At 65.0% G+C, this 20,957-nt stretch carries 21 protein-coding genes; 3 read left to right on the plus strand and 18 right to left on the minus strand.

The genetic code is table 11. The annotated features are described in order from the left end of the window. Positions 1 to 272: 272 nt before the first annotated feature. The 3 genes from JHD77_RS10755 to anr form a co-directional block, all read right to left on the minus strand. Positions 273 to 1,109, minus strand: coding sequence for a metal-dependent hydrolase (locus tag JHD77_RS10755; protein WP_003087258.1), 837 nt, complete (start codon positions 1,107 to 1,109; stop codon positions 273 to 275). Between the two features lie 239 nt (positions 1,110 to 1,348). After that, positions 1,349 to 1,897, minus strand: coding sequence for an adenine phosphoribosyltransferase (locus JHD77_RS10760; protein WP_003087259.1), 549 nt, complete (start codon positions 1,895 to 1,897; stop codon positions 1,349 to 1,351). An 85-nt stretch (positions 1,898 to 1,982) separates the two neighbouring features. Next, entirely contained in the window at positions 1,983 to 2,717 is a 735-nt protein-coding gene (gene anr / locus JHD77_RS10765; RefSeq protein ID WP_031755760.1) for a transcriptional regulator Anr, read from the minus strand. A 245-nt stretch (positions 2,718 to 2,962) separates the two neighbouring features. Between anr and JHD77_RS10770 the strand changes: the two genes are divergently transcribed. Then, positions 2,963 to 3,430, plus strand: coding sequence for a hypothetical protein (locus JHD77_RS10770; protein WP_003103936.1), 468 nt, complete (start codon positions 2,963 to 2,965; stop codon positions 3,428 to 3,430). A 48-nt stretch (positions 3,431 to 3,478) separates the two neighbouring features. On the opposite strand, the gene hemN is transcribed toward JHD77_RS10770, so the two are convergent. The 14 genes from hemN to ccoN (JHD77_RS10840) form a co-directional block, all read right to left on the minus strand. After that, positions 3,479 to 4,861: an oxygen-independent coproporphyrinogen III oxidase gene (hemN, locus tag JHD77_RS10775; protein ID WP_003087267.1), complete on the minus strand. Its 1,383-nt coding sequence runs from the start codon at positions 4,859 to 4,861 to the stop codon at positions 3,479 to 3,481. 127 nt (positions 4,862 to 4,988) lie between these two features. Further along, positions 4,989 to 5,672 (minus strand): sulfite exporter TauE/SafE family protein, encoded by a 684-nt coding sequence (locus JHD77_RS10780; RefSeq protein ID WP_003087270.1) that lies wholly within the window; start codon positions 5,670 to 5,672, stop codon positions 4,989 to 4,991. Beyond that, positions 5,665 to 5,874: a cbb3-type cytochrome oxidase assembly protein CcoS gene (gene ccoS, locus JHD77_RS10785; RefSeq protein WP_003087273.1), complete on the minus strand. Its 210-nt coding sequence runs from the start codon at positions 5,872 to 5,874 to the stop codon at positions 5,665 to 5,667. The genes JHD77_RS10780 and ccoS overlap by 8 nt, the downstream gene beginning before the upstream one ends. Further along, a complete protein-coding gene (locus JHD77_RS10790; RefSeq protein ID WP_003111083.1) occupies positions 5,853 to 8,288 on the minus strand; it encodes a heavy metal translocating P-type ATPase in 2,436 nt (811 codons plus the stop codon). Before JHD77_RS10790 ends, ccoS begins: the two co-directional genes overlap by 22 nt. Next, positions 8,285 to 8,824 carry a FixH family protein gene (locus tag JHD77_RS10795; protein WP_003159982.1) on the minus strand — a complete coding sequence of 180 codons (540 nt, stop codon included), beginning with the start codon at positions 8,822 to 8,824 and terminating at the stop codon, positions 8,285 to 8,287. Before JHD77_RS10795 ends, JHD77_RS10790 begins: the two co-directional genes overlap by 4 nt. A gap of 11 nt (positions 8,825 to 8,835) precedes the next feature. Beyond that, on the minus strand, positions 8,836 to 10,251 hold the full coding sequence (gene ccoG, locus JHD77_RS10800; RefSeq protein ID WP_003087288.1) for a cytochrome c oxidase accessory protein CcoG: 1,416 nt from the start codon (positions 10,249 to 10,251) through the stop codon (positions 8,836 to 8,838). Positions 10,252 to 10,468: 217 nt separating this feature from the next. Continuing rightward, positions 10,469 to 11,425, minus strand: coding sequence for a cytochrome-c oxidase, cbb3-type subunit III (gene ccoP / locus JHD77_RS10805; RefSeq protein WP_003103943.1), 957 nt, complete (start codon positions 11,423 to 11,425; stop codon positions 10,469 to 10,471). Then, positions 11,422 to 11,607: a CcoQ/FixQ family Cbb3-type cytochrome c oxidase assembly chaperone gene (locus JHD77_RS10810; protein ID WP_003087298.1), complete on the minus strand. Its 186-nt coding sequence runs from the start codon at positions 11,605 to 11,607 to the stop codon at positions 11,422 to 11,424. The genes ccoP (JHD77_RS10805) and JHD77_RS10810 overlap by 4 nt, the downstream gene beginning before the upstream one ends. Before the next feature lie 5 nt (positions 11,608 to 11,612). Then, the gene (ccoO, locus tag JHD77_RS10815) at positions 11,613 to 12,224 is read right to left on the minus strand and encodes a cytochrome-c oxidase, cbb3-type subunit II (protein ID WP_003087303.1); all 612 of its coding nucleotides are present in this window, start codon (positions 12,222 to 12,224) and stop codon (positions 11,613 to 11,615) included. 14 nt (positions 12,225 to 12,238) lie between these two features. Further along, entirely contained in the window at positions 12,239 to 13,666 is a 1,428-nt protein-coding gene (gene ccoN / locus JHD77_RS10820) for a cytochrome-c oxidase, cbb3-type subunit I (protein WP_003087306.1), read from the minus strand. Positions 13,667 to 14,030: 364 nt separating this feature from the next. Further along, on the minus strand, positions 14,031 to 14,957 hold the full coding sequence (gene ccoP / locus JHD77_RS10825) for a cytochrome-c oxidase, cbb3-type subunit III (RefSeq protein WP_003087308.1): 927 nt from the start codon (positions 14,955 to 14,957) through the stop codon (positions 14,031 to 14,033). After that, positions 14,954 to 15,139 (minus strand): CcoQ/FixQ family Cbb3-type cytochrome c oxidase assembly chaperone, encoded by a 186-nt coding sequence (locus JHD77_RS10830; RefSeq protein WP_003087314.1) that lies wholly within the window; start codon positions 15,137 to 15,139, stop codon positions 14,954 to 14,956. The genes ccoP (JHD77_RS10825) and JHD77_RS10830 overlap by 4 nt, the downstream gene beginning before the upstream one ends. Positions 15,140 to 15,144: 5 nt before the next feature. Then, positions 15,145 to 15,753, minus strand: a complete 609-nt coding sequence (ccoO, locus tag JHD77_RS10835) for a cytochrome-c oxidase, cbb3-type subunit II (protein ID WP_003087318.1) — start codon at positions 15,751 to 15,753, stop codon at positions 15,145 to 15,147. 10 nt (positions 15,754 to 15,763) lie between these two features. Further along, positions 15,764 to 17,191 carry a cytochrome-c oxidase, cbb3-type subunit I gene (gene ccoN, locus JHD77_RS10840; RefSeq protein WP_003087322.1) on the minus strand — a complete coding sequence of 476 codons (1,428 nt, stop codon included), beginning with the start codon at positions 17,189 to 17,191 and terminating at the stop codon, positions 15,764 to 15,766. 187 nt (positions 17,192 to 17,378) lie between these two features. Here ccoN (JHD77_RS10840) and JHD77_RS10845 point away from each other — a divergent pair, with 187 nt between their 5' ends. Both JHD77_RS10845 and cprA read left to right on the plus strand, forming a co-directional pair. Then, positions 17,379 to 18,011: an alpha/beta hydrolase family protein gene (locus JHD77_RS10845; RefSeq protein WP_031755757.1), complete on the plus strand. Its 633-nt coding sequence runs from the start codon at positions 17,379 to 17,381 to the stop codon at positions 18,009 to 18,011. Between the two features lie 88 nt (positions 18,012 to 18,099). Beyond that, the gene (cprA, locus tag JHD77_RS10850) at positions 18,100 to 19,257 is read left to right on the plus strand and encodes a cationic peptide resistance protein CprA (protein WP_003087328.1); all 1,158 of its coding nucleotides are present in this window, start codon (positions 18,100 to 18,102) and stop codon (positions 19,255 to 19,257) included. A gap of 37 nt (positions 19,258 to 19,294) precedes the next feature. Here the strand turns inward: cprA and JHD77_RS10855 are convergent, their stop codons facing one another. After that, positions 19,295 to 20,860 carry a methyl-accepting chemotaxis protein gene (locus JHD77_RS10855; protein ID WP_003087330.1) on the minus strand — a complete coding sequence of 522 codons (1,566 nt, stop codon included), beginning with the start codon at positions 20,858 to 20,860 and terminating at the stop codon, positions 19,295 to 19,297. Positions 20,861 to 20,957 lie beyond the last annotated feature (97 nt).

Genomic DNA, 20,957 nt, shown 5'->3' on the forward strand with positions numbered 1-20,957 from the left:
CGCCGGTCCAGTGACGCTCGCGGGAGACCAGACGGGAAGTGGGGAGAGGTAATGCCCTAGTGTTCAACATAATGAACATGATATTACCTCAGGGCATCGTAAAAAGCCAGTCGATAGGAATTGACTAATTATTTCCTCCGTAAAATGGCGGATTCAGGAACGCTAGTCGAAACGGAGGCTTTTCCGTGTGCAATATCCTGTTCTTCTCTCGAATAAGAAACGCCAGGCGGGGCCTGGCGTCGGGGGCGGAGCGGCACTGGCGGAGGCGGGCTTCAATCGGCGAAGGCCAGTTTGTCCTTCCAGTATTTCTCCAGTTTCGCGGTGTCGTGGTCGCTGGGGTGGAAGCCCGGCCGGTAGTAGTCCAGGTAGGGCAGCAGCAGGCGGGTGAAGAAGCCCTTGCGCAGGCCGAACAGGGTGCCCAGGCCATGCTTCCAGGAGCGCCAGTTGAACAATTGGCCGTCCTTGCGTAGCAGGTCGAGCTGGAACCAGCCGATGACGCCGAAGAACATCAGGGTGGTCAGCATCATCACCAGAACCCGGGTGAAGTAGCCGCCGTAGACTTTCTGGTACACATCGTAGGCGACATTCTTGTGTTCGTTCTCCTCGATGGCATGCCACATCCACAGCTTGTACATCTTCGGCGACTGCATCTGGATGGTCAGGTCTTCGCGCTTGAGCAGCTGCGCGGCCATGGTCGCGGTGAAATGCTCGAGGGCGCAGGTGATCGCCAACTGGTGTTTCCTGGTGGTGACCTTGCTGACGTTTTCCAGCAGGACCTTGATCCGCAGTTCGAGGCACTCCAGGTCGACCCCGTGCTCCTCGGCATATTCGTTGTAGGCGGCATGCTCCTTGGAGTGCATCGCCTCCTGGCCGATGAAGGCGCTGACGTCCTTCTTCAGTTGCGGATCCTCCAGGCGGTCGCGCACCGCGCGCACGCTATCGACGAAGAATTTTTCGCCGTAGGGGAAAAGCGAGGACAGGTTGTTCATGAACTGGGTCATGAAGGGTTGGCCGTCCCACCAGTACTTCGGGGTTTCGCTGAAGCTGAAATCCATCCGCCGCACGGGGAAATTGGCGCGAACCGGGGAGGCGGTGCCAGTGGCAGTCATGGCTAACTCCTTTTGTTGTTCTGGGGAGGGGAAACGCACAGGTTTCCTCGGGTTCCCTATGGCGAGTTCGCTATAACACCTCTGAATGTGTCATTAGCTGATGTAATTATTGCAGGATTGTCCAACAGCGGGAGGTCATTCCTGGCCATTTCGAAGTCATTAATGGCCAGGTCGGCTCGACCAGACGGAAGATGGGGCGCAAGGAGCGAGCGCGGGGCGCCAGGGCGCCCCCCGGCGTATCAACGCTCGTCGAGAGCGAACGCGGTGAGACTGAAGGTGGAGATGCCGGCGTCCTGCAGGCGAGTGGAGCCGCCGAGTTCCGGCAGGTCGATGATCGCCGCGGCCTCGAAGACCCTGGCCCCGAGGCGTCGTACCAGGCTCGCGGCCGCCAGCAGGGTCCCGCCGGTGGCGATGAGGTCGTCGAAGATCAGTACGCTGTCGCCTTCGCAGAGGCTGTCGGCATGTACTTCGAGGAAGGCCTCGCCGTATTCGGTCTGGTAGCCCTCGGCGAGTACGTCGGCGGGTAGCTTGCCCTGCTTGCGGAACAGGACCAGCGGCTTGTTCAGCGCATAGGCCACCGCCGAGCCGATGAGGAAGCCGCGGGCATCCATGGCGCCGATGTGGCTGAAATCGGCCTCGATGTAGCGCTGGACGAAGCTGTCCACGGTCATGCGCAGCGCGCGTGGCGACTGGAACAGCGGGGTGATGTCGCGGAACACCACGCCGGGCTTGGGAAAGTCCGGCACGGCGCGGATCTGCGACTTGAGGGTGAACTCGTCGAAAATCATGGAAGATCCTGGGCTGGGCGTTTTTCGGGGCCCATCATACAACGGGCCCGCGCTGAGGCGGGCCCGTTGGCGGTTCGCAGGCGCTTCAGCCTTCCAGCTGGCCGCCGGCGAGGGCGCACAGCTCGATGGCGTCGAGGATGTGCACTTCCTTGCCTTCCGCGCTGATCAGGCCGTTCTGCTGGAAGCGGGTGAAGACCCGCGACACGGTTTCCACGGCCAGGCCGAGATAGTTGCCGATCTCGTTGCGCGACATGGCCAGGCGGAACTGCTGGGCGGAGAAGCCACGGGCACGGAAGCGCGCCGACAGGTTGACCAGGAAGGTGGCGATGCGCTCGTCGGCAGTCTTCTTCGACAGCAGCAGCATCATCTGCTGGTCATCGCGGATTTCCCGGCTCATCAGGCGCATCAGTTGGCGGCGCAGTTGCGGCAGCTGCTCGGACAGTTCGTCCAGGCGCTCGAAGGGAATCTCGCAGACCGAGGTGGTTTCCAGGGCCTGGGCGGATACCGGATAGGTCTCGGTATCCATCCCGGACAGGCCGACCAGCTCGCTGGGCAGGTGGAAGCCGGTGATCTGCTCTTCGCCGGCATCGGTGATGCTGAAGGTTTTCAGGGCGCCGGAGCGCACGGCAAAGACCGAGCCGAAAGGATCGCCCTGGCGGAACAGGAATTCGCCTTTCTTCAGGGGACGACCGCGCTTGACGATCTCGTCCAGCGAATCCATGTCTTCCACGGTCAGCGACAGGGGGAGGCACAGCGGGGCCAGACTGCAATCCTTGCAGTGTGCTTGGGGCAGTGCGCGCACCTTGATGGTTTCGGCCATTGAGGGGTCCTTGCTAGGTTAAAGGCACAACAGGAGTAAGGGTAACGCAGCCACGATGCGGGTGCCAGCCATAGGTCTGGCAACGACCATTTCTGACAGGCCGATGGCGTTTCCAATCAGTGACTTGCGTCAAACAACTGCGACTACCTGTCGCACCCTGTCAAGGGGCGACGAAAAGGGGGCTCAAGTTCGCGACGCGTGGGCCGATCCAATGGAAGAATTCCATTTTTCCCGGAGTGACTGGAATGTTGACCCTCAGTGGCTGGATCACCACCCAGGTGCCGCCCTCGTCGCGCGCCGCCGCGGACGCCAAGGCCGCGCGGACCGGCACCGCCGAGCAGGCGGAAGACCCGGCCGCCGGCACCGACGCCGCCGATCAGCATGTACGGCTTTCCCAGGCAGGGCGCGAGCTGGCCGCCACCATGGGGGTGCCGGTGGAGGAGGAGGACGAGGATATCCCGCAGGAGTTGCGGCCGATGGTGAAGATGATCCGCCAGTTGAAGAAGAAGATCGAAGAGAAGCTCAGGGAGCTGCAGGAGGCCATGAGGTCGTCCGATCCGGGGGCGAAGGAGGCTCGCGTGCCTGAGTTGCAGAAGGAGTTGCAACAACTCAACTCCGCCCTGCAGACGGCGACGGCAGCGATGGCATCGGCCATCAAGGAGATGGGTATCAGCGACCCGGCGCTGATCATGAAGGTCATGGGCAGCCGGTAGAAGGGGCGGGGATTCACCGCCCTGTCGTGCGGGCAGGGCGGTGCGCTTTCAGATCACCCGGGAGAAGCGCTGCCGGTTGAGGCTGGGCAGGTAGCGGTCGAACAGCATGCAGATCGAACGCACCAGCAGACGTCCGGAAGACGTGATGTCGATGCCCTTGGCGTCCAGGCGGATCAGGCCATCGGCGGCGAAGCGTTCGAGATCGGGCCACAGCTCGGCGAAGTAACTGCGGAAGTCGATGCCGAACTCTGTCTCGATATCCTCGAAGGCCAGTTCGAAGTGGCAGATCAGTTGCTGGATCACCGCGCGCCGCACCCGGTCGTCGCTGTTGCAGTGCAGGCCGCGACGGATCGCCAACTGGCCGTTGTCGAGGCTGGTCTGGTAGTCGTTGATGTCGCTGCTGTTCTGGCTGTAGAGGTCGCCGATCTGGCTGATCGCCGAGACCCCGAGACCTACCAGGTCACAGTGCCCGTGCGTGGTGTAGCCCTGGAAATTGCGTTGCAGGGTGCCGTCTTCCTGGGCGCTGGCCAGCTCGTCGTCGGGCAGGGCGAAGTGATCCATGCCGATATAGCGGTAGCCCGCCGCGGCGAGTTGCTCGGTGGTGCGCTGGAGCATTTCCAGCTTCTGGCCCGGGCTCGGCAGGTCGTCGGCGTTGATCCGCCGCTGCGGCATGAAACGCTCGGGCAGGTGGGCGTAGTTGAACACCGAGAGGCGATCCGGCTGTAGCGCGATCACTTCGTCGACCGTGCGGGCGAAGCTGTCCGGCGTCTGTTTCGGCAGTCCGTAGATCAGGTCGAGGTTGATCGAGCGGTATTGCAGGGTGCGCGCGGCCTCGACGATGGTACGGGTCTCCTCCGGGGTCTGCATGCGGTTGACCGCCTTCTGCACCTCCATGTCGAAGTCCTGTACGCCGAGGCTGACGCGGTTGAAACCGAGTTCGCGGAGCAGGCCCATGGTCGACCAGTCGGCCTCGCGCGGGTCGATCTCGATGCCGTAGTCGCCCGAATCGTCGTCCAGCAGGTTGAGGTGGGTGCGCAATTGCGACATGAGTTCGCGCAACTGGCCGGGACTGAGGAAGGTCGGGGTTCCGCCACCGAAGTGCAGTTGCTCGACCACCTGCTCGCGGGAGAGGTGGCGGCTGACGATCTCGATCTCGCGGACCAGGCGCGCAAGGTACGGCGCGCTGCGCCCGCGATCCTTGGTGATCACCTTGTTGCAGGCGCAGTAGTAGCAGATGTTGGCGCAGAACGGGATGTGCACGTAGAGCGACAGGGGGTGTCCGGCCTTCCGGCTGTCGCGCAGGGCGTGCAACTGGTCGAACGGGCCGATGCCTTCGTGGAACTGCACGGCGGTCGGATAGGAGGTGTAACGCGGGCCGGAAAGGTCGTAGCGCCGAATCAGGTCAGCGTCCCAGCGAATGGTGTCGAGCATGCCAGAGATCCCCAGTTGGCGAGCTTTAGTCGGGAAGTCTAGGGATTGCGCCGGGAAGGCCTGTTGATTTGTATCAAGCGGGTGAATGTATACAGGATGTGTCGCCCGATGTTGGGACGGGCGTCCGTCAATGCCCCATCAGCCAGGCCTGGTGCGGTCCTGGGAGGGTCCAGAGGCCGAAGAGGATGACCATCAGGCCGCCCACGATGCGTACGCCGCGACGGCGCAGCAGGGCGGTCACCCGTTCGGCGGCCATGCCGGTGGCCAGCAGAACCGGCCAGGTGCCGAGGCCGAACGCCAGCATCAGCAGCGCGCTGTCCAGTGCCGATCCCTGGCTGGTGGCCCAGAGCAGGGTGCTGTAGACCAGCCCGCAGGGCAGCCAGCCCCAGATCGCTCCGAGCAGCAGGGCCCGTGGCAGGCTGGAGACCGGCAGCAGGCGCCGGGCGAAGGGTTCCAGGTGGCGCCAGAGGCCGCGACCGAGCGCCTCGACGCGGGTCAGGCCGCTCCACCAGCCGGCCAGGTAGAGTCCCATGGCGATCAGCAGCAGCCCGGCGACCACCCGCAGCGCGCCGGCCAACGGGGTACGCGCCACCGCCCAGCCGGCCAGGCCGAGCAGCAGGCCGGCGCAGGCGTAGCTGAGGATGCGGCCGAGGTTGTAGGCCAGCAGCAGGCGCAGACGACGGCCGCGCTGTTCGGCGGGAATGGCCAGGGTCAGGGCGCCCATCAGGCCGCCGCACATGCCCAGGCAGTGGCCTCCCCCGAGCAGGCCGAGGATCAGCGCGGAAACCAGCAGCGGCGCCAGTTCAGCCACGCGGTCGGTCCTCGGGTTTCGACGGCTTCTCCGCTTCGTCGACGCCGGCCTGGTGCTTCGGGTCTTCGTCGTCGAAGAGAATGCTGTGGGCGGGGCCGTCGAGATCGTCGTACTGGCCGCTGTCCACCGCCCAGAAGAACACGTAGATGGCGATGGCGACGATGACGATCGCGACGGGGATCAGGATGTAGAGCGCGGCCATACGGACCTCGGCGAAGGGATTCGGGTCAGCCGCAGGGCGTTGACCACCACCAGCAGCGAACTGACCGACATGCCGATCGCCGCCCAGCCCGGGGTGATCCAGCCGAGCGCGGCGAAGGGCAGGACCAGGCCATTGTACAGGCTGGCCCAGGCCAGGTTCTCGATGATGATATGGCGGGTGCGGCGCGCCAGCCGGAAAGCCTGCACCAGGCTGTCCAGGCGGTTGGACAGGAGCACCGCGTCGGCGCTGGTCTTGGCCAGGTCGGTGGCGCTGCCCATGGCGACGCTGATGTCGGCACCGGCGAGCACCGGTACGTCGTTGACTCCGTCACCGAGCATCAGCACCCGGCGGCCCTCGCCGTGCAGGCGTTCGAGCATGGCCAGCTTGTCGTCCGGGGTCAGGCCGCCGCGGGCTTCGTCGATGCCCAGTTCGGCAGCGACGCTGGCGACCATCGGCGAGGCGTCACCGGATAGCAGGAGGGTGCGCCAGCCGCGCGCCTTGCAGGCGGCGAGCAGGGCGGGGGCGTCGCTGCGCAGGCGGTCGTCGAGACCGAACCAGGCCAGCGGTCCCTGCTCGTCGCCGAGCAGCAGCCACTGTCCGGAGTCGCCGGGCATCGCGGGCGTGGCGCTGCCGCCCAGGTTGCTGACGAAGGCGGCCTGGCCGATGCGCAGGCGGCGGCCTTCCACCAGGCCTTCGAGGCCCAGTCCCGGATGGCTTGCGACGCTGTCGGCGGCCTCCGGCGCACGGCCGAAGGCGCGGGCGATGGGGTGTTCGGAACGGTTCTCGAGGGCGGCGGCGAGGGCCAGGCAGCGATCCGCGTCGAGATCGCGCAGGGGTAGCACCTGCTTGAGCGTCAGGCGGCCTTCGGTGAGGGTGCCGGTCTTGTCGAAGATTACCGTGTCGATGTGGTTCAGCCCTTCCAGCACGTGCCCGCGCGTGATCAGCAGGCCGAGCTTGTGCAGGCTGCCGGTGGCCGCGGTGAGCGCGGTGGGCGTGGCCAGCGACAGGGCGCAGGGGCAGGTGGCGACCAGCAGCGACAGCACCACCCAGAAGGCGCGCTGGTGGTCGACCTGCCACCACAGCGCGCCGACCGCTGCGGCGACCAGCAGGACGATGAGCAGGAACCACTGCGCCACCTTGTCGGCCAGTTCCGCCAGGCGCGGCTTGTCCGCCTGGGCGCGTTCCAGCAGGCGGACGATGGCCGACAGGCGGCTGTCGTCGCCAAGGGCGCCGACCTCGACGGTCAGCGGCCCCTCGACGTTCAGGGTACCGCCGGTGACGGTGTCGCCGGCCTGGCGTGGATGGGGTAGGTACTCGCCGGTGAGCAGCGACTCGTCGACGCTGGACTGGCCGTCGAGGATCACTCCGTCGGCCGGCAGCACGGCGCCTGGCGGTACCAGCACGCGGTCGCCGACGCGCAGTTCGCTGAGCAGGATGCGCTCGCCCTGGTTGGCGGCGTCCAGGCGCAGGCAGGACGCCGGCAGCAGGTTGACCAGTTGCGCGGTGGAGGCGGCGGTGCGCTCCCGCGCGCGGCGTTCGAGGTAGCGGCCGGCGAGGAGGAACAGGGCGAACATGCCGACCGCGTCGAAATACAGCTCGCCCTGGCCGGTGATCGTCGACCAGATGCCGGCGACGTAGGCGCCGCCGATCGCCAGCGACACCGAGACGTCCATGGTCAGGTGGCGGGTGCGCAGGTCGCGCAGGGCGCCACGGAAGAACTGGCCGCAGCAGTAGAAGACGATCGGCGTGGTGAGGATCAGGCTGACCCAGCGCAGGATGCGGTCCATGCCGGCGGAAAGGTCGAGGTTGAATTCCGGCCAGGTCGCCATCACCGCCATCATCACCTGGATCCACAGCAGCCCGGCGACACCGAGCTGGCGCAGGGCGCGGCGGTTCTCCATGGCCAGGCGCTCGGTGGCGTGGTCGGGTTGGTAGGGATGGCCGGCATAGCCGATCTGGCGCAGTTCGCCGAGCAACTGGCTGAGCGGCAACTGGCTGTCCTGCCAGCGCACGTGCAGGCGATGGTTGGACAGGTTGAGCCGCGCCTCGGCCACGCCAGGCAACTGGCGCAGGTGCTTCTCGATCAGCCAGCCGCAGGCGGCGCAACTGATGCCTTCGATCATCAGGCTGGTTTCCGCCAGCTCGCCCTCATGGCGGACGAAGCCGCCCTGTACGTCCGGGCGGTCGTAGAGCTGCAACTCTTCGCTGAGCGCCTTGGGCAAGGCTTCGGGGTTGGCGGCGTTTTCGCTGCGGTGCCGGTAGTAGCTTTCCAGGCCGCCGGCGACGATGGCCTCGGCCACCGCCTGGCAGCCCGGACAGCACATGGCCCGCGTCTCGCCGAGCACGCGGGCCTCGAAGCGGCTGCCGGCGGGGACCGGCAAGCCGCAGTGGTAGCAGGGCAGGGGGGCGCTCATGGGCGCTTCGCTTCTGCTCCCTGGAGCGGTTCGTCACCCAGCTCCATGACCACGGTCGGCGATACCACCTCTTCCTCGAAAAGACGCCACTGGCCGCTGCCTTCCTGGCCGAGCAGTTCGACGAAGCGACGGCCCTCGACGGCGTCGGTCAGTTGCCCGACGTAGCGCTCGCGGTCGGAGTTGCTGCGCAGCAGCTCCACGCGGCGGTCCTTCTCCGGCTGGGTCGGCGAGATCAGGTTGAGGGTGAGCTGATCCGGACGGCTGTTGCCGGTCAGGCGCACTTCGACTTCGCCGGTCAGGTCGTCGACCTTGACCTTGGCGTGGACTTGCAGGCGTACGGCCAGGTTCTCGCGTTCCAGGGAGCGGTTGATGCCCTTGCCGGCCTCGTAGTAGTTGTCGGTGACCAGGGTGTCCTGGTTGCGCACCGCGATGGTGACCAGGCTCAGCCCGAGCACCACCGAGGTCGCCAGGAGGGCCACAATGAACCAGGCCCAGAAGTGTTTGTACCAGGGTTGAGGGTGGGTCTCGGACTGCATGCTCAAGTTACTCAACGGGTGCGTGGGCCAATGAAGCGACTCTTCGCTTCTTTATGGATGCTCGGGTCGTCGGCCGACTCGATGGTGAAGACGATCTCGTTGGTGGTCGAAGGCAGCTTCTCCGGCTCGATGGACAGTTCCATCGGCAGGTTGAGGATGTCGCCCGCCGCCACCTTCAGCTCGCGCCGGCCTTCCAGGGTCAGGCCTTCGAGGCCCTTGGCGCCGAGGATGTAGGTGTGGTCCTGCTGATCCTTGTTCATGATCTTCAGGCTGTACACGTTCTCGATGCGGCCGAGTTCGTTCTCGCGGTAGAGCACGCGGTCCTTGCTAACGTCGAAGCCGACCAGCGGACGCAGGACCACCGCGGTGATCAGGGCGGAGATCATCAGCACCAGGGCGATGGCGTAGCCGATCAGGCGCGGCCGGGCCAGGTGGGTCTTCTGGCCGTTGAGGTTGTGCTCGGTGGTGTAGCTGATCAGCCCTTTCGGGTAGTTCATCTTCTCCATGATGCTGTCGCAGGCGTCGATGCACGCCGCGCAGCCGATGCACTCGATCTGCAGGCCGTCGCGGATGTCGATGCCGGTCGGGCAGACCTGCACGCACATCGTGCAGTCGATGCAGTCGCCCAGGCCCTGGGCCTTGTAGTCGAGGGACTTCTTGCGCGGGCCGCGCTTCTCGCCACGACGCGGATCGTAGGAGACGATCAGGGTGTCCTTGTCGAACATCACGCTCTGGAAGCGCGCGTAGGGGCACATGTAGATGCACACCTGCTCGCGCAGCCAGCCGGCGTTGCCGTAGGTGGCCAGGGTGAAGAAGCCGACCCAGAAGTAGGCCCAGCCGTCGGCCTGGCCGGTGAGCAGCTCGGGAATCAGCTCGCGGATCGGCGAGAAGTAGCCGACGAAGGTCAGGCCGGTGACCAGGCCGATCAGCAGCCACAGGCTGTGCTTGGCGGTCTTGCGCAGCAGCTTGTTGCCGCTCATCGGGGCCTTGTCCAGCTTGATGCGCTGGTTGCGGTCGCCTTCGGTGACCTTCTCGCACCACATGTAGATCCAGGTCCATACGCTCTGCGGGCAGGTATAGCCGCACCAGACGCGACCGGCGAACACGGTGATGAAGAACAGGCCGAAGGCGCAGACGATCAGCAGCCAGGACAGCAGCATGAAGTCCTGCGGCCAGAAGGTGGCGCCGAAGATGTAGAACTTGCGCTCGGGCAGGTCCCACCAGACGGCCTGGCGGCCGCTCCAGTTGAGCCAGACGGTACCGAAGTAGAGGAGGAAGAGCGCCGCACCGCCCACCATGCGCAGTCGGCGGAAGATACCGGTGAAGGCCCGGGTGTAGATCTTCTCGCGCTTGGCGTAGAGATCGTTGTTATTGGTGTCGCCCTTGGCAGGCGGGGTGACGTCTTGAACGGGAATCTGTTTGCTCATCAGTGCGTACCACGGCAGTGGGGGGCGCCCGGCCGGTACATGCCGACAGGGTCAGAAAATAGTTGCACGCCTACTGATTATACGCCTGATCTATCAGGCTTTTTGCGGTAACTGTGCGACTTTTGGTCGCGTATTGTCCCATTCGCGCTTTTCTTTTGCACAAAATAAAACGGCGCCGGGGTTGCCGGCGCCGTCTGGGTCGTGGGGGAGGGAGCGCTTATTCGGCGCTCTTCTCGCCGTGCGACAGGCTGTATACGTAGGCGGCCAGCAGGTGCACCTTGTCGTTGCCCAGGTGTTCCTGTTGCGCCGGCATCACACCCTGGCGACCGTAGCGGATGGTCTGCTGCAGTTGCGCGAAGCTGGAGCCGTAGATGAACGCGCCGGGGTGGGTCAGATCGGGAGCGCCCATCGCCGGGGTGCCCTTGCCTTCCGGACCGTGGCAGGCGACGCAGGTGGTAGCGAAGACCTGCTTGCCGGCCTCGATGTCTGCCTTGGCGCCTTCCGGCAGCTTACGGCCATCCATCTGGGTGAGGACGAAAGCGGCGACGTTCTTCACGCCTTCCTCGCCGATCACTTCACCCCAGGCCGGCATGGCGGCGTGGCGGCCAGCCATGATGGTGGTCTTGATGGTTTCCGGCTCGCCGCCCCAGCGCCAGTCGGCGTCGGTCAGGTTGGGGAAGCCGTAGGCGCCCTTGGCGTCGGAGCCGTGGCAGATCGAGCAGTTGGAGGCGAACAGGCGACCGCCCATTTTCACCGCCTGCGGATCCTTGGCGACTTCCTCGATGGACATCGCGGCGAACTTGGCGAAGATCGGGCCGTATTTCTCGTCGGCCTTGGCCATTTCCTTTTCCCACTGGTGGACGCCGGTCCAGCCTTTTTCCTTGTCGGCGAATTCGTCGGCGGACTGGTAGCCCGGCATCAGGCCTTTCCAGGTGCCCAGGCCCGGGTACAGGGCCAGGTAGCCCACGGCGAACACCAGGGTGCCGACGAACAGCATGAACCACCACTTCGGCAGCGGGTTGTCGTACTCCTCGATGCCGTCGTAGGAGTGGCCCACGGTCTCGTCGGTGGTGCTGCTGCGCTGGCCCTTGCGGGTGGCGAAGATCAGCCAGGTCAGCGCCAGCAGGGTGCCGAGGGTGAGAGCTGTAATGTACAGACTCCAGAAGGTCGTCATTCTTTGTTACTCCTAGAAGCTTGCTCGACGTGCTTTTTGGCTTCGGGATCGTCTGCGAAGGGCAGCATCGTCGCTTCGTCGAAGCTCTTCTTGCGCTTGCCGCTGTAGGCCCAGATCACCAGGCCGATGAAGGCGACCATGATCACCACGGTGCCCAGTCCACGCAGAGTCCCGATATCCATCACACTCACCGTTTGCTCTTGATAGAGGTTCCCAGGCCTTGAAGGAACGCCACCAGGGCGTCCATCTCGGTCTTGCCCTTCACGGCTTCACGTGCACCGGCGATGTCCTCGTCGGTGTAAGGCACGCCCAGCTTGCGCAGGACTTCCATCTTGGTGGCGGTGTCCTTGCCATCAAGCTTGTTCTCTACCAGCCACGGGTAGGCAGGCATCTTCGACTCGGGCACCACGTTGCGCGGGTTGTACAGGTGCGCGCGGTGCCAGTCGTCGGAGTAACGGCCGCCGACGCGGGCCAGGTCCGGGCCGGTACGCTTGGAACCCCACAGGAACGGGTGGTCCCAGACGCTTTCACCGGCGACCGAGTAATGGCCGTAGCGTTCGGTCTCGGCACGGAACGGACGGACCATCTGCGAGTGGCAGCCGACGCAGCCTTCGCGGATGTAGATGTCGCGACCTTCCAGTTCCAGGGCGGTACGCGGCTTCATGCCTTCGACCGGGGTATTGGTCACGTCCTGGAAGAACAGCGGAACGATCTGGGTCAGGCCGCCGATGCTGACGGCGATCACCATGAAGATGGCCAGCAGGCCGACGTTCTTCTCGAGTATTTCGTGGTTCTTCATTTACGTCGGGCTCCTCAGGCGATCTGCGCGGCGGCTTCGTATTCGGCCGGCTTGGCAGCACGCACGGTGCGCCAGGTGTTGTAGGCCATCAGCAGCATGCCGGTGAGGAAGAAACCACCGCCGATCATGCGCACGATGAAGCCCGGGTGGCTTGCGACCAGTGCTTCAACGAAGGAGTAGGTCAGGGTGCCGTCCTCGTTGACCGCGCGCCACATCAGGCCCTGGGTGATGCCGTTGACCCACATCGAGGCGATGTACAGCACGGTGCCGATGGTGGCCAGCCAGAAGTGCGCGTTGATCAGGCCGATGCTGTGCATCTGCGGGCGACCGAAGACTTTCGGGATCAGGTGGTAGAGCGAGCCGATGGAGATCATCGCCACCCAGCCGAGGGCGCCGGCGTGCACGTGGCCGATGGTCCAGTCGGTGTAGTGGGAGAGGGCGTTGACGGTCTTGATCGCCATCATCGGGCCTTCGAAGGTGGACATGCCGTAGAAGGCCAGGGACACCACCAGGAAGCGCAGGATCGGGTCGGTGCGCAGCTTATGCCAGGCGCCGGAGAGGGTCATCATGCCGTTGATCATGCCGCCCCAGCTCGGTGCCAGGAGGATCAGCGACATCACCATGCCCAGCGACTGCGCCCAGTCCGGCAGCGCGGTGTAGTGCAGGTGGTGCGGGCCGGCCCAGATGTACAGGGAGATCAGCGCCCAGAAGTGGACGATGGACAGGCGATAGGAATAGACCGGACGCTCGGCCTGCTTGGGCACGAAGTAGTACATCATGCCGAGGAAGCCGGTGGTCAGGAAGAAGCCCACGGCGTTGTGGCCGTACCACCACTGGACCATCGCATCGGTGGCGCCGGAGTAGGCGGAGTAGGACTTGAACCAGCTCACCGGCAGCGACATGTGGTTGACGATGTGCAGCATCGCCGTCACCAGGATGAAGGCACCGTAGAACCAGTTGCCCACATAGATGTGCTTGACCTTGCGCTTGACGATGGTGCCGAAGAACACGATCGCGTAGGTGATCCAGACGATCGCCAGGAGGATGGCCAGCGGCCATTCCAGTTCGGCGTATTCCTTGGAGGTGGTGAAACCCTGCGGCAGGGTCAGCACGGCGCCCACGATCACGGCCTGCCAACCCCAGAAGGTGAAGGCCGCCAGCGTGTCTGAAATCAGTCGGGCTTGCGAGGTACGTTGCACCACGTAGTACGAGGTGGCGAAGAGGGCGCACCCACCGAAGGCGAAGATCACCGCGTTGGTGTGCAGGGGGCGAAGGCGGCCGAAGCTCGTCCACGGCAGGTCGAAGTTCAATTCGGGCCATACCAGTTGGGCGGCGATCAGGACACCGAGACCCATTCCAATGACCCCCCAGACCACCGTCATAACGGCGAACTGGCGGACCACCTTATAGTTATAAGCAGTCTGACTGATTGCTGTGCTCATGCTAGGGGTTCCACGGTTAATGGACTTTTTTAGGGACAAAAAATCGGCGGCAAGTATGGAGAAAGCGGGTGGGCATTGCAACGCGCCAGGCCAGGGGCGACGCCAGTTTGATGCCTGCTTCAGAGCGCTTTCCAAGGCGGCCGTATGGCTTTTTGGCGCTATCCGGGCGAGTGGGTTCGGCCGGTGAAGTTAGGTGTCCCGTCGCTCTGCCGGAGAGGGACGAATGCAGAGCAGCTTAGACGCGATTGAAAAGGAAGGGTAGGAAAGGCGTCCGCTGGTGCGACACTTCGTCGCGCCGCCTGGGACTAAGGTCTGAGACCGGGGGAAGGACCCGCGCCCGGGAGGGCGCGGGTGGGGGGAGGGGTCAGTTGCTGCCCTGGTTGTGCGACAGGTTGTAGATGTAGGCGGCCAGGATGTGCACCTTTTCCTTGCCCAGGTAGGGCTCCTGGGCCGGCATCTGGCCCTGGCGGCCATGGCGGATGGTTTGTTGGAGCTGGGCGTAGCTGGAGCCGTAGATGAACGCGCCGGGGTTGGTCAGGTTCGGCGCGCCGACCAGGGCGGTACCCTTGCCTTCCGGGCCGTGGCAGGCGACGCAGTTGACCGAGAAGATCTGCTTGCCGGCCTCGACGTCGGCCTTGGTGCCTTCCGGCAGCTTCAGCCCGGCGAGTTCGGTGCGGACGTAGGCGGCGACGTTCTTCACCCCGTCTTCGCCGAGGATGTCGCCCCAGGCCGCCATGATCGCGTGGCGACCGCCGAGGATGGTGGTCTCGATGCTCTGCGGGTCACCGCCCCAGCGCCACTCGTTGTCGGCCAGGTTGGGGAAGCCGAGGGCGCCCTTGGCGTCGGAACCGTGGCAGATCGAGCAGTAGGTGGCGAACATGCGGCTGCCCATCTTCATGGCGTGCTCGTCCTTGGCCACTTCCTCGATGGGCATGGCGGCGTACTTGGCGAAGATCGGCCCGTACTTCTCCTGGGCGATGTTCATCTCGCGTTCCCACTGCTTGTCCTGGGTCCAGCCGCCCTCGTAGCCCGGCAGCACGCCTTTCCAGTTACCCAGGCCCGGGTACAGGACCAGGTAGCCGACGGAGAAGACGATGGTGCCGATGTACAGCATGAACCACCACTTCGGCAGCGGATTGTCGTACTCCTCGATGCCGTCGTAGGAGTGGCCCATGGTCTTTTCGGTAGTACCCTTGGCCTCGCCCTTGCGGGTGGCGAAGACCAGCCAGAGCAGGGCGATCAAGGTACCGACGGTAAGAGCTGTGATGTACAGACTCCAGAAGGTGGTCATTCTTTGTTACTCCTAGAAGCTTGCTCGACGTGCTTTTTGGCTTCGGGATCGTCTGCGAAGGGCAGCATCGTCGCTTCGTCGAAGCTCTTCTTGCGTTTGCCGCTGTAGGCCCAGATCACCAGACCGATGAAGGCGACCATGATCAGCAGCGTGCCGAGTCCTCGCAGCGTCCCGATATCCATTGCCGTCACCGTTTGTTCTTGATCGAGGTGCCGAGCACCTGCAGGTAGGCGACCACGGCGTCCATCTCGGTCTTGCCTTTCAGCGAGTCCTTGGCGCCCTTGATGTCTTCGTCGGTATAGGGCACGCCGAGGGTGCGCATCACTTCGAGCTTCTTCTCGATGTCCTTGCCGTCGAGCTTGTTCTCCACCAGCCACGGGTAGGCCGGCATCTTCGACTCGGGCACCACGTTGCGCGGGTTGAACAGGTGTGCGCGGTGCCAGTCGTCGGAGTAGCGGCTACCGACGCGGGCCAGGTCCGGACCGGTACGCTTGGAACCCCACAGGAAGGGGTGGTCCCAGACGCTCTCGCCGGCCACCGAGTAGTGGCCGTAGCGTTCGGTTTCGGCGCGGAACGGACGGATCATCTGCGAGTGGCAGCCGACGCAGCCTTCGCGGATATAGATGTCGCGGCCTTCCAGTTGCAGCGCGGTATAGGGCTTCATGCCTTCGACCGGGGTGTTGGTCACGTCCTGGAAGAACAGCGGCACGATCTGGGTCAGGCCGCCGATGCTCACGGCCACGGCCATGCATAGCGCCAGCAGGCCGACGTTCTTCTCGAGTATTTCGTGTTTCATGCTCGGCTCCTCAGGCGATCTGTGCGGCGGCTTCGTATTCGGCCGGCTTGGCGGCACTGACGGTGCGCCAGGTGTTGTAGGCCATCAGGAACATGCCGAGCAGGAAGATGAAACCGCCGAGCATGCGCACGATGAAGCCGGGGTGGCCGGCGGCCAGCGCTTCGACGAAGGAGTAGGTCAGGGTGCCGTCCTCGTTGACCGCGCGCCACATCAGGCCCTGGGTGATGCCGTTGACCCACATCGAGGCGATGTAAAGCACGGTACCGATGGTGGCCAGCCAGAAGTGCGCGTTGATCAGGCCCAGGCTGTACATCTTCTCGCGGCCGAAGACCTTCGGGATCAGGTGGTAGAGCGAGCCGATGGAAACCATCGCGACCCAGCCGAGGGCGCCGGCGTGTACGTGGCCGATGGTCCAGTCGGTGTAGTGGGAGAGGGCGTTGACGGTCTTGATCGCCATCATCGGGCCTTCGAAGGTGGACATGCCGTAGAACGCCAGGGACACCACCAGGAAGCGCAGGATCGGGTCGCTGCGCAGCTTATGCCAGGCGCCCGAGAGGGTCATCATGCCGTTGATCATGCCGCCCCAGCTCGGCGCCAGGAGGATCAGCGACATCACCATGCCCAGCGACTGCGCCCAGTCCGGCAGCGCGGTGTAGTGCAGGTGGTGCGGGCCGGCCCAGATGTACACCGCGATCAGCGCCCAGAAGTGGACGATGGACAGGCGGTAGGAGTAGACCGGACGCTCGGCCTGCTTGGGCACGAAGTAGTACATCATGCCGAGGAAGCCGGCGGTGAGGAAGAAGCCCACGGCGTTGTGCCCGTACCACCACTGGACCATGGCGTCGGTGGCGCCGGCGTACAGCGAGTAGGACTTGGTGAAGGTCACCGGCAGCTCGAGGTTGTTCACCACGTGGAGCATGGCGACGGTGAGGATGAACCCGCCGAAGAACCAGTTGCCCACATAGATGTGCTTGACCTTGCGCTTGACCAGGGTGCCGAAGAACACCACCGCGTAGGCGACCCAGACCACCGTGATCAGGATGTCGATCGGCCATTCCAGCTCGGCGTACTCCTTGGACGAGGTGTAGCCCAGCGGCAGGCTGATGGCGGCCAGCAGGATCACCAGTTGCCAGCCCCAGAAGGTGAAGGAGGCGAGGGTGTCGGAGAACAGTCGCACCTGGCAGGTGCGCTGCACCGCGTAGTAGCTGGTGGCGAACAGTGCGCAACCGCCGAAGGCGAAGATCACCGCGTTGGTGTGCAGCGGGCGCAGGCGGCCGAAGCTCGTCCACGGCAAGCCGAAGTTCAGGTCGGGCCATACCAGCTGGGCGGCGATCAGGACACCGACGGTCATGCCGACGATGCCCCAGACCACGGTCATGATGGCGAATTGGCGGACCACCTTGTAGTTATAGGCGGACTCTGGGTTAGTGGTGCTCATGCTATGGGCTTCCATCCACGGTTATACGCTATGGCTTTTTCCGGCAGTTGGGATGCCGGGCGTCCCCCCATTGGGGCTGGTCTAATTGGCGTAATTAGCGAGAGGAAGCATGGATAATGGGGCGTTATGAAATATTGATCGGGATCAATTGGCTTCCCGACCCCCACTGCATACGAGGTGTGGCAAGTTGTCGCTGAAATGGAACCGCCCGGCCGGCTCGCTGTCGGCCACCCTGATTCTCGCCCATGGCGCCGGGGCGCCGATGGACAGCCCGTTCATGGAGCGCATCGCCGAACTGCTCGCCGCCCAGGGCATCGCCGTCGCGCGCTTCGAGTTTCCCTACATGGCCCAGCGCCGCGAGGACGGTCGCAAGCGTCCGCCGAATCCGCAGGCGCAGTTGCTCGACTGCTGGCGGCGAGTCCATGCGCAGGTCCGCGAGACCCTGGACGGGCCCTTGGCCCTGGGCGGCAAGTCGATGGGCGGGCGCATGGCCAGCCTGCTGGCCGACGAGCTGGGCGCGGATGCCCTGGTCTGCCTCGGCTACCCGTTCTACGCCGCCGGCAAGCCGGAGAAGCCGCGGGTCGCGCACCTCGCCGGGCTGCGCACGCCGACCCTGATCGTCCAGGGCGAGCGCGACGCCCTGGGCAACCGCGAGGCGGTGGCGGGCTATGCGCTGGCGCCGACGATCCGCCTGCACTGGCTGGCCGCGGCGGACCACGACCTCAAGCCGCTGAAGGCCTCCGGCCTGACCCACGAGCAGCACCTGGTGGCAACGGCGCGGGAGGTGGCCGGCTTCCTTCGCGGGCTCCAGGGCCATTAACGGTTCCTTAAGGCATCCCCTCATAAGCTGCGGCGCAACCACCCTCGCATCGAGGCGTGGGCGACTGACTTCTCTGAGGGGGGAAGACATGAACATGCATGCCGACGGTGAGCAGATCACCGCTATCGATACCCGCGAACGCATCCTGCTGACGGGGGCCACCGGCTTTCTCGGCGGTTCGGTCGCCGCCCAGCTGATCGCCGCCGGGCACGGCGCCAACCTGTCCTTCCTGGTCCGCGCCGAATCCCGCCAGCAGGGGCTCGAACGCCTGCGCGGCAACCTGCTGATGCATGGCGTCGACGAAGCCGACTGCCTGGCACTGCGGGCGGAGCAGATCCTCTGCGGCGATTTCCTCGACACCTCCTGGCTGGCCCGCGAGACGCCGCGCCTGATGCAGGTGGAGCGGGTGATCAATTGCGCCGCCGTGGCGTCGTTCTCGAAGAACCCGACCATCTGGCCGGTCAACGTCGACGGCACTTTCGCCTTCGCCGACGTGCTGAGCCGTTCGAAGCGACTGAAGCGTTTCCTCCACGTCGGTACCGCGATGTGCTGCGGACCGCAGCGAGAGTCGCCGATCAGCGAGTCCTGGGAATTCCCGGCGGCGGAGCAGCAACTGGTGGACTACACCGCGTCCAAGGCGGAAATCGAGCGGCGCATGCGCGAGGAACTGCCGGGCCTGCCCCTGGTGGTGGCGCGGCCATCCATCGTGGTGGGCCACCGTACCCTTGGCTGCCAGGCCTCCGGCAGCATCTTCTGGGTCTTCCGCATGGGCTTCGCCCTGGAAAGCTTCACCTGCGGCCTGGACGAGCAGATCGACGTGATTCCGGTCGACTACTGCGCCGAGGCGCTGATCGGCCTGGCGCTGAAGCCGTGCCTGGGGCACAGCCTCTATCATATCTCCGCCGGCCATCGCGCGGCCTGCACCTTCGGCGAGATCGACGAGGCCTTCGCCCGCGCCAACGGGGCGGCGCCGGTAGGCGAGCGCTACCGCAAGGTGGAGGTGGACGACCTCAAGGAACTGGCGAAGAGCTTCGAGTCGCGCATCGGCCCGGCCAATCCGCGTCTGGTCCTGCGCGCGTTGCGCTTGTACAGCGGCTTTGCCGACCTCAACTACCTGTTCGACAACAGCCGTCTGCTGGAGGAGGGGATCTCCGCGCCGCCGCGCTTCACCGACTACCTCGACGTCTGCGTGCAGTCGTCAAGCGCGGTAAGCATCCCGGCGCAGATGCAATGGGACTTCAAGTGACGGCAGGTGCGGGGAGCTTCCTCCCCGCGGCCTGATCTCAGCGGTTGAAGCGCTCGACCAGGGAATACTGGCTCTGCGCGGTGGTGGTCAGTTCCTCGCTCAGTTTCGCCGTGCGCAGCGCCTCGTCGGAGGTCTGCTCGGCCAGGGCGGCGATGGTGCTGATGTTGCGGTTGATTTCCTCGGCCACCGCGCTCTGTTCCTCCGCGGCGGCGGCGATCTGGGTGGTCATCTCGGTGATGTTGCTGACCGCCTCGCTGATGCCGACCAGCGCGCTGTCGGCTTCCAGCACCCGCTGGACCCCGGCTTCGGCCTGCTGCAGGCCGCTCTCCATGGTATGTACCGCATCGTTGGCGGTGTTCTGCAACTTGGCGATCAGGTGGTGGATCTGCTCGGTGGAGGCCGCGGTGCGTTGCGCCAGCGAGCGCACTTCGTCGGCCACCACGGCGAAGCCGCGTCCCTGGTCGCCGGCCCGCGCCGCCTCGATGGCGGCGTTGAGGGCGAGCAGGTTGGTCTGGTCGGCGATGCCCTTGATCACATCGACCACGCCGCCGATCTCGTTGCTGTCCTGGGCCAGGCGACTCACCGCGGCCCCGGTCTCGCCCACCGACTCCGACAGGCGCTGGATGGCGTTGCGCGTCTCCGCGGCGATGTCGCGGCCGCGCGAGGTCAGTTCGTTGGCCTTCTGTGTCGCGTCGGCGGTCAACTGGACATTGTTCGCCACTTCCTGGGTGGTGGCGGCCATCTCGTTGACCGCGGTGGCCACCTGTTCGGTCTCTGCGCGCTGCTGTTCCAGACCGGCGGAGCTGTGGTGGGCCAGGGTGTCGGCCTGGCGCGCCTGTTCGGTGAGGTATTCGGCGGTGTCCTGCAGGCGCGTCAGGCAGGTCTTCAGGCGCGCGTCCTGGCTGAGGATGGCCATTTCCAGGCGCGCCTGGTCGCCGCGGCTGTCGGTGTACATCTGCGCGATCAGCGGGTCGGAGGTGGTCTGTTCGGCGAGCCGCATCAGGCGCTTCAGCCCGCGCTTCTGCCAGCGCAGTCCGGCCAGGCCGAGCGGAACGGCGAGCAGGCCGGCGAGGATGAAGCCCCACCAGGAGTTCAGCCAGATACCGATGAGGAAGCCGATCTGGCTGATCAGGATGAACGGCAGCCAGTCGAGCAGTACCGGCAGCCAGCGGTCGCGCCGGGGGATCGCCGGCTTGCCGGCGCCGAGGCGACGGTAGAGGGCCTCGGCGCGCTGGATCTGTTCGGCGGTCGGCTTGACCCGCACCGACTCGTAGCCGACCACCGCGCCCTGGTCGTAGATCGGCGTGACATAGGCGCTGACCCAGTAGTGGTCGCCGTTCTTGCAGCGGTTCTTGACGATCCCCATCCACGGGCGGCCGGCTTTGAGGGTGGTCCACATGTGGGCGAACACCGCCGGCGGGACGTCGGGGTGACGGATCAGGTTGTGCGGCGCGGACATCAGCTCCTCGCGGCTGAAGCCGCTGATGTCGATGAAGGCTTCGTTGCAGTAGGTGATGATGCCTTTGAGATTGGTGGTGGTGATCAGGCGTTGTTCCGCCGGATAGACGCGCTCGTGCTGGGTGATGGGCTGATTGTTGCGCATGGGCCTTCCAAAACAAGTGAAGCATTTACCTCTACATCGGCGAAAACGCCTTTCACATGAGGGATTTGTGAATGCTTTCACGAGGAAAAACAGATAG

It is taken from the genome of Pseudomonas sp. P20 (assembly GCF_016463925.1).
In the GTDB taxonomy this organism is placed as follows: domain Bacteria; phylum Pseudomonadota; class Gammaproteobacteria; order Pseudomonadales; family Pseudomonadaceae; genus Pseudomonas; species Pseudomonas aeruginosa.

Bases quoted from the DNA above. Each gene is read 5' to 3' on its own strand.
- JHD77_RS10755 (WP_003087258.1), bottom strand. From the start codon at position 1,109: ATGACTGCCACTGGCACCGCCTCCCCGGTTCGCGCCAATTTCCCCGTG.
- JHD77_RS10760 (WP_003087259.1), bottom strand. From the start codon at position 1,897: ATGATTTTCGACGAGTTCACCCTCAAGTCGCAGATCCGCGCCGTGCCG.
- anr (WP_031755760.1), bottom strand. From the start codon at position 2,717: ATGGCCGAAACCATCAAGGTGCGCGCACTGCCCCAAGCACACTGCAAG.
- JHD77_RS10770 (WP_003103936.1), top strand. From the start codon at position 2,963: ATGTTGACCCTCAGTGGCTGGATCACCACCCAGGTGCCGCCCTCGTCG.
- hemN (WP_003087267.1), bottom strand. From the start codon at position 4,861: ATGCTCGACACCATTCGCTGGGACGCTGACCTGATTCGGCGCTACGAC.
- ccoS (WP_003087273.1), bottom strand. From the start codon at position 5,874: ATGGCCGCGCTCTACATCCTGATCCCCGTCGCGATCGTCATCGTCGCC.
- JHD77_RS10790 (WP_003111083.1), bottom strand. From the start codon at position 8,288: ATGAGCGCCCCCCTGCCCTGCTACCACTGCGGCTTGCCGGTCCCCGCC.
- JHD77_RS10795 (WP_003159982.1), bottom strand. From the start codon at position 8,824: ATGCAGTCCGAGACCCACCCTCAACCCTGGTACAAACACTTCTGGGCC.
- ccoG (WP_003087288.1), bottom strand. From the start codon at position 10,251: ATGAGCAAACAGATTCCCGTTCAAGACGTCACCCCGCCTGCCAAGGGC.
- ccoP (WP_003103943.1), bottom strand. From the start codon at position 11,425: ATGACGACCTTCTGGAGTCTGTACATTACAGCTCTCACCCTCGGCACC.
- JHD77_RS10810 (WP_003087298.1), bottom strand. From the start codon at position 11,607: ATGGATATCGGGACTCTGCGTGGACTGGGCACCGTGGTGATCATGGTC.
- ccoO (WP_003087303.1), bottom strand. From the start codon at position 12,224: ATGAAGAACCACGAAATACTCGAGAAGAACGTCGGCCTGCTGGCCATC.
- ccoN (WP_003087306.1), bottom strand. From the start codon at position 13,666: ATGAGCACAGCAATCAGTCAGACTGCTTATAACTATAAGGTGGTCCGC.
- ccoP (WP_003087308.1), bottom strand. From the start codon at position 14,957: ATGACCACCTTCTGGAGTCTGTACATCACAGCTCTTACCGTCGGTACC.
- JHD77_RS10830 (WP_003087314.1), bottom strand. From the start codon at position 15,139: ATGGATATCGGGACGCTGCGAGGACTCGGCACGCTGCTGATCATGGTC.
- ccoO (WP_003087318.1), bottom strand. From the start codon at position 15,753: ATGAAACACGAAATACTCGAGAAGAACGTCGGCCTGCTGGCGCTATGC.
- ccoN (WP_003087322.1), bottom strand. From the start codon at position 17,191: ATGAGCACCACTAACCCAGAGTCCGCCTATAACTACAAGGTGGTCCGC.
- cprA (WP_003087328.1), top strand. From the start codon at position 18,100: ATGAACATGCATGCCGACGGTGAGCAGATCACCGCTATCGATACCCGC.
- JHD77_RS10855 (WP_003087330.1), bottom strand. From the start codon at position 20,860: ATGCGCAACAATCAGCCCATCACCCAGCACGAGCGCGTCTATCCGGCG.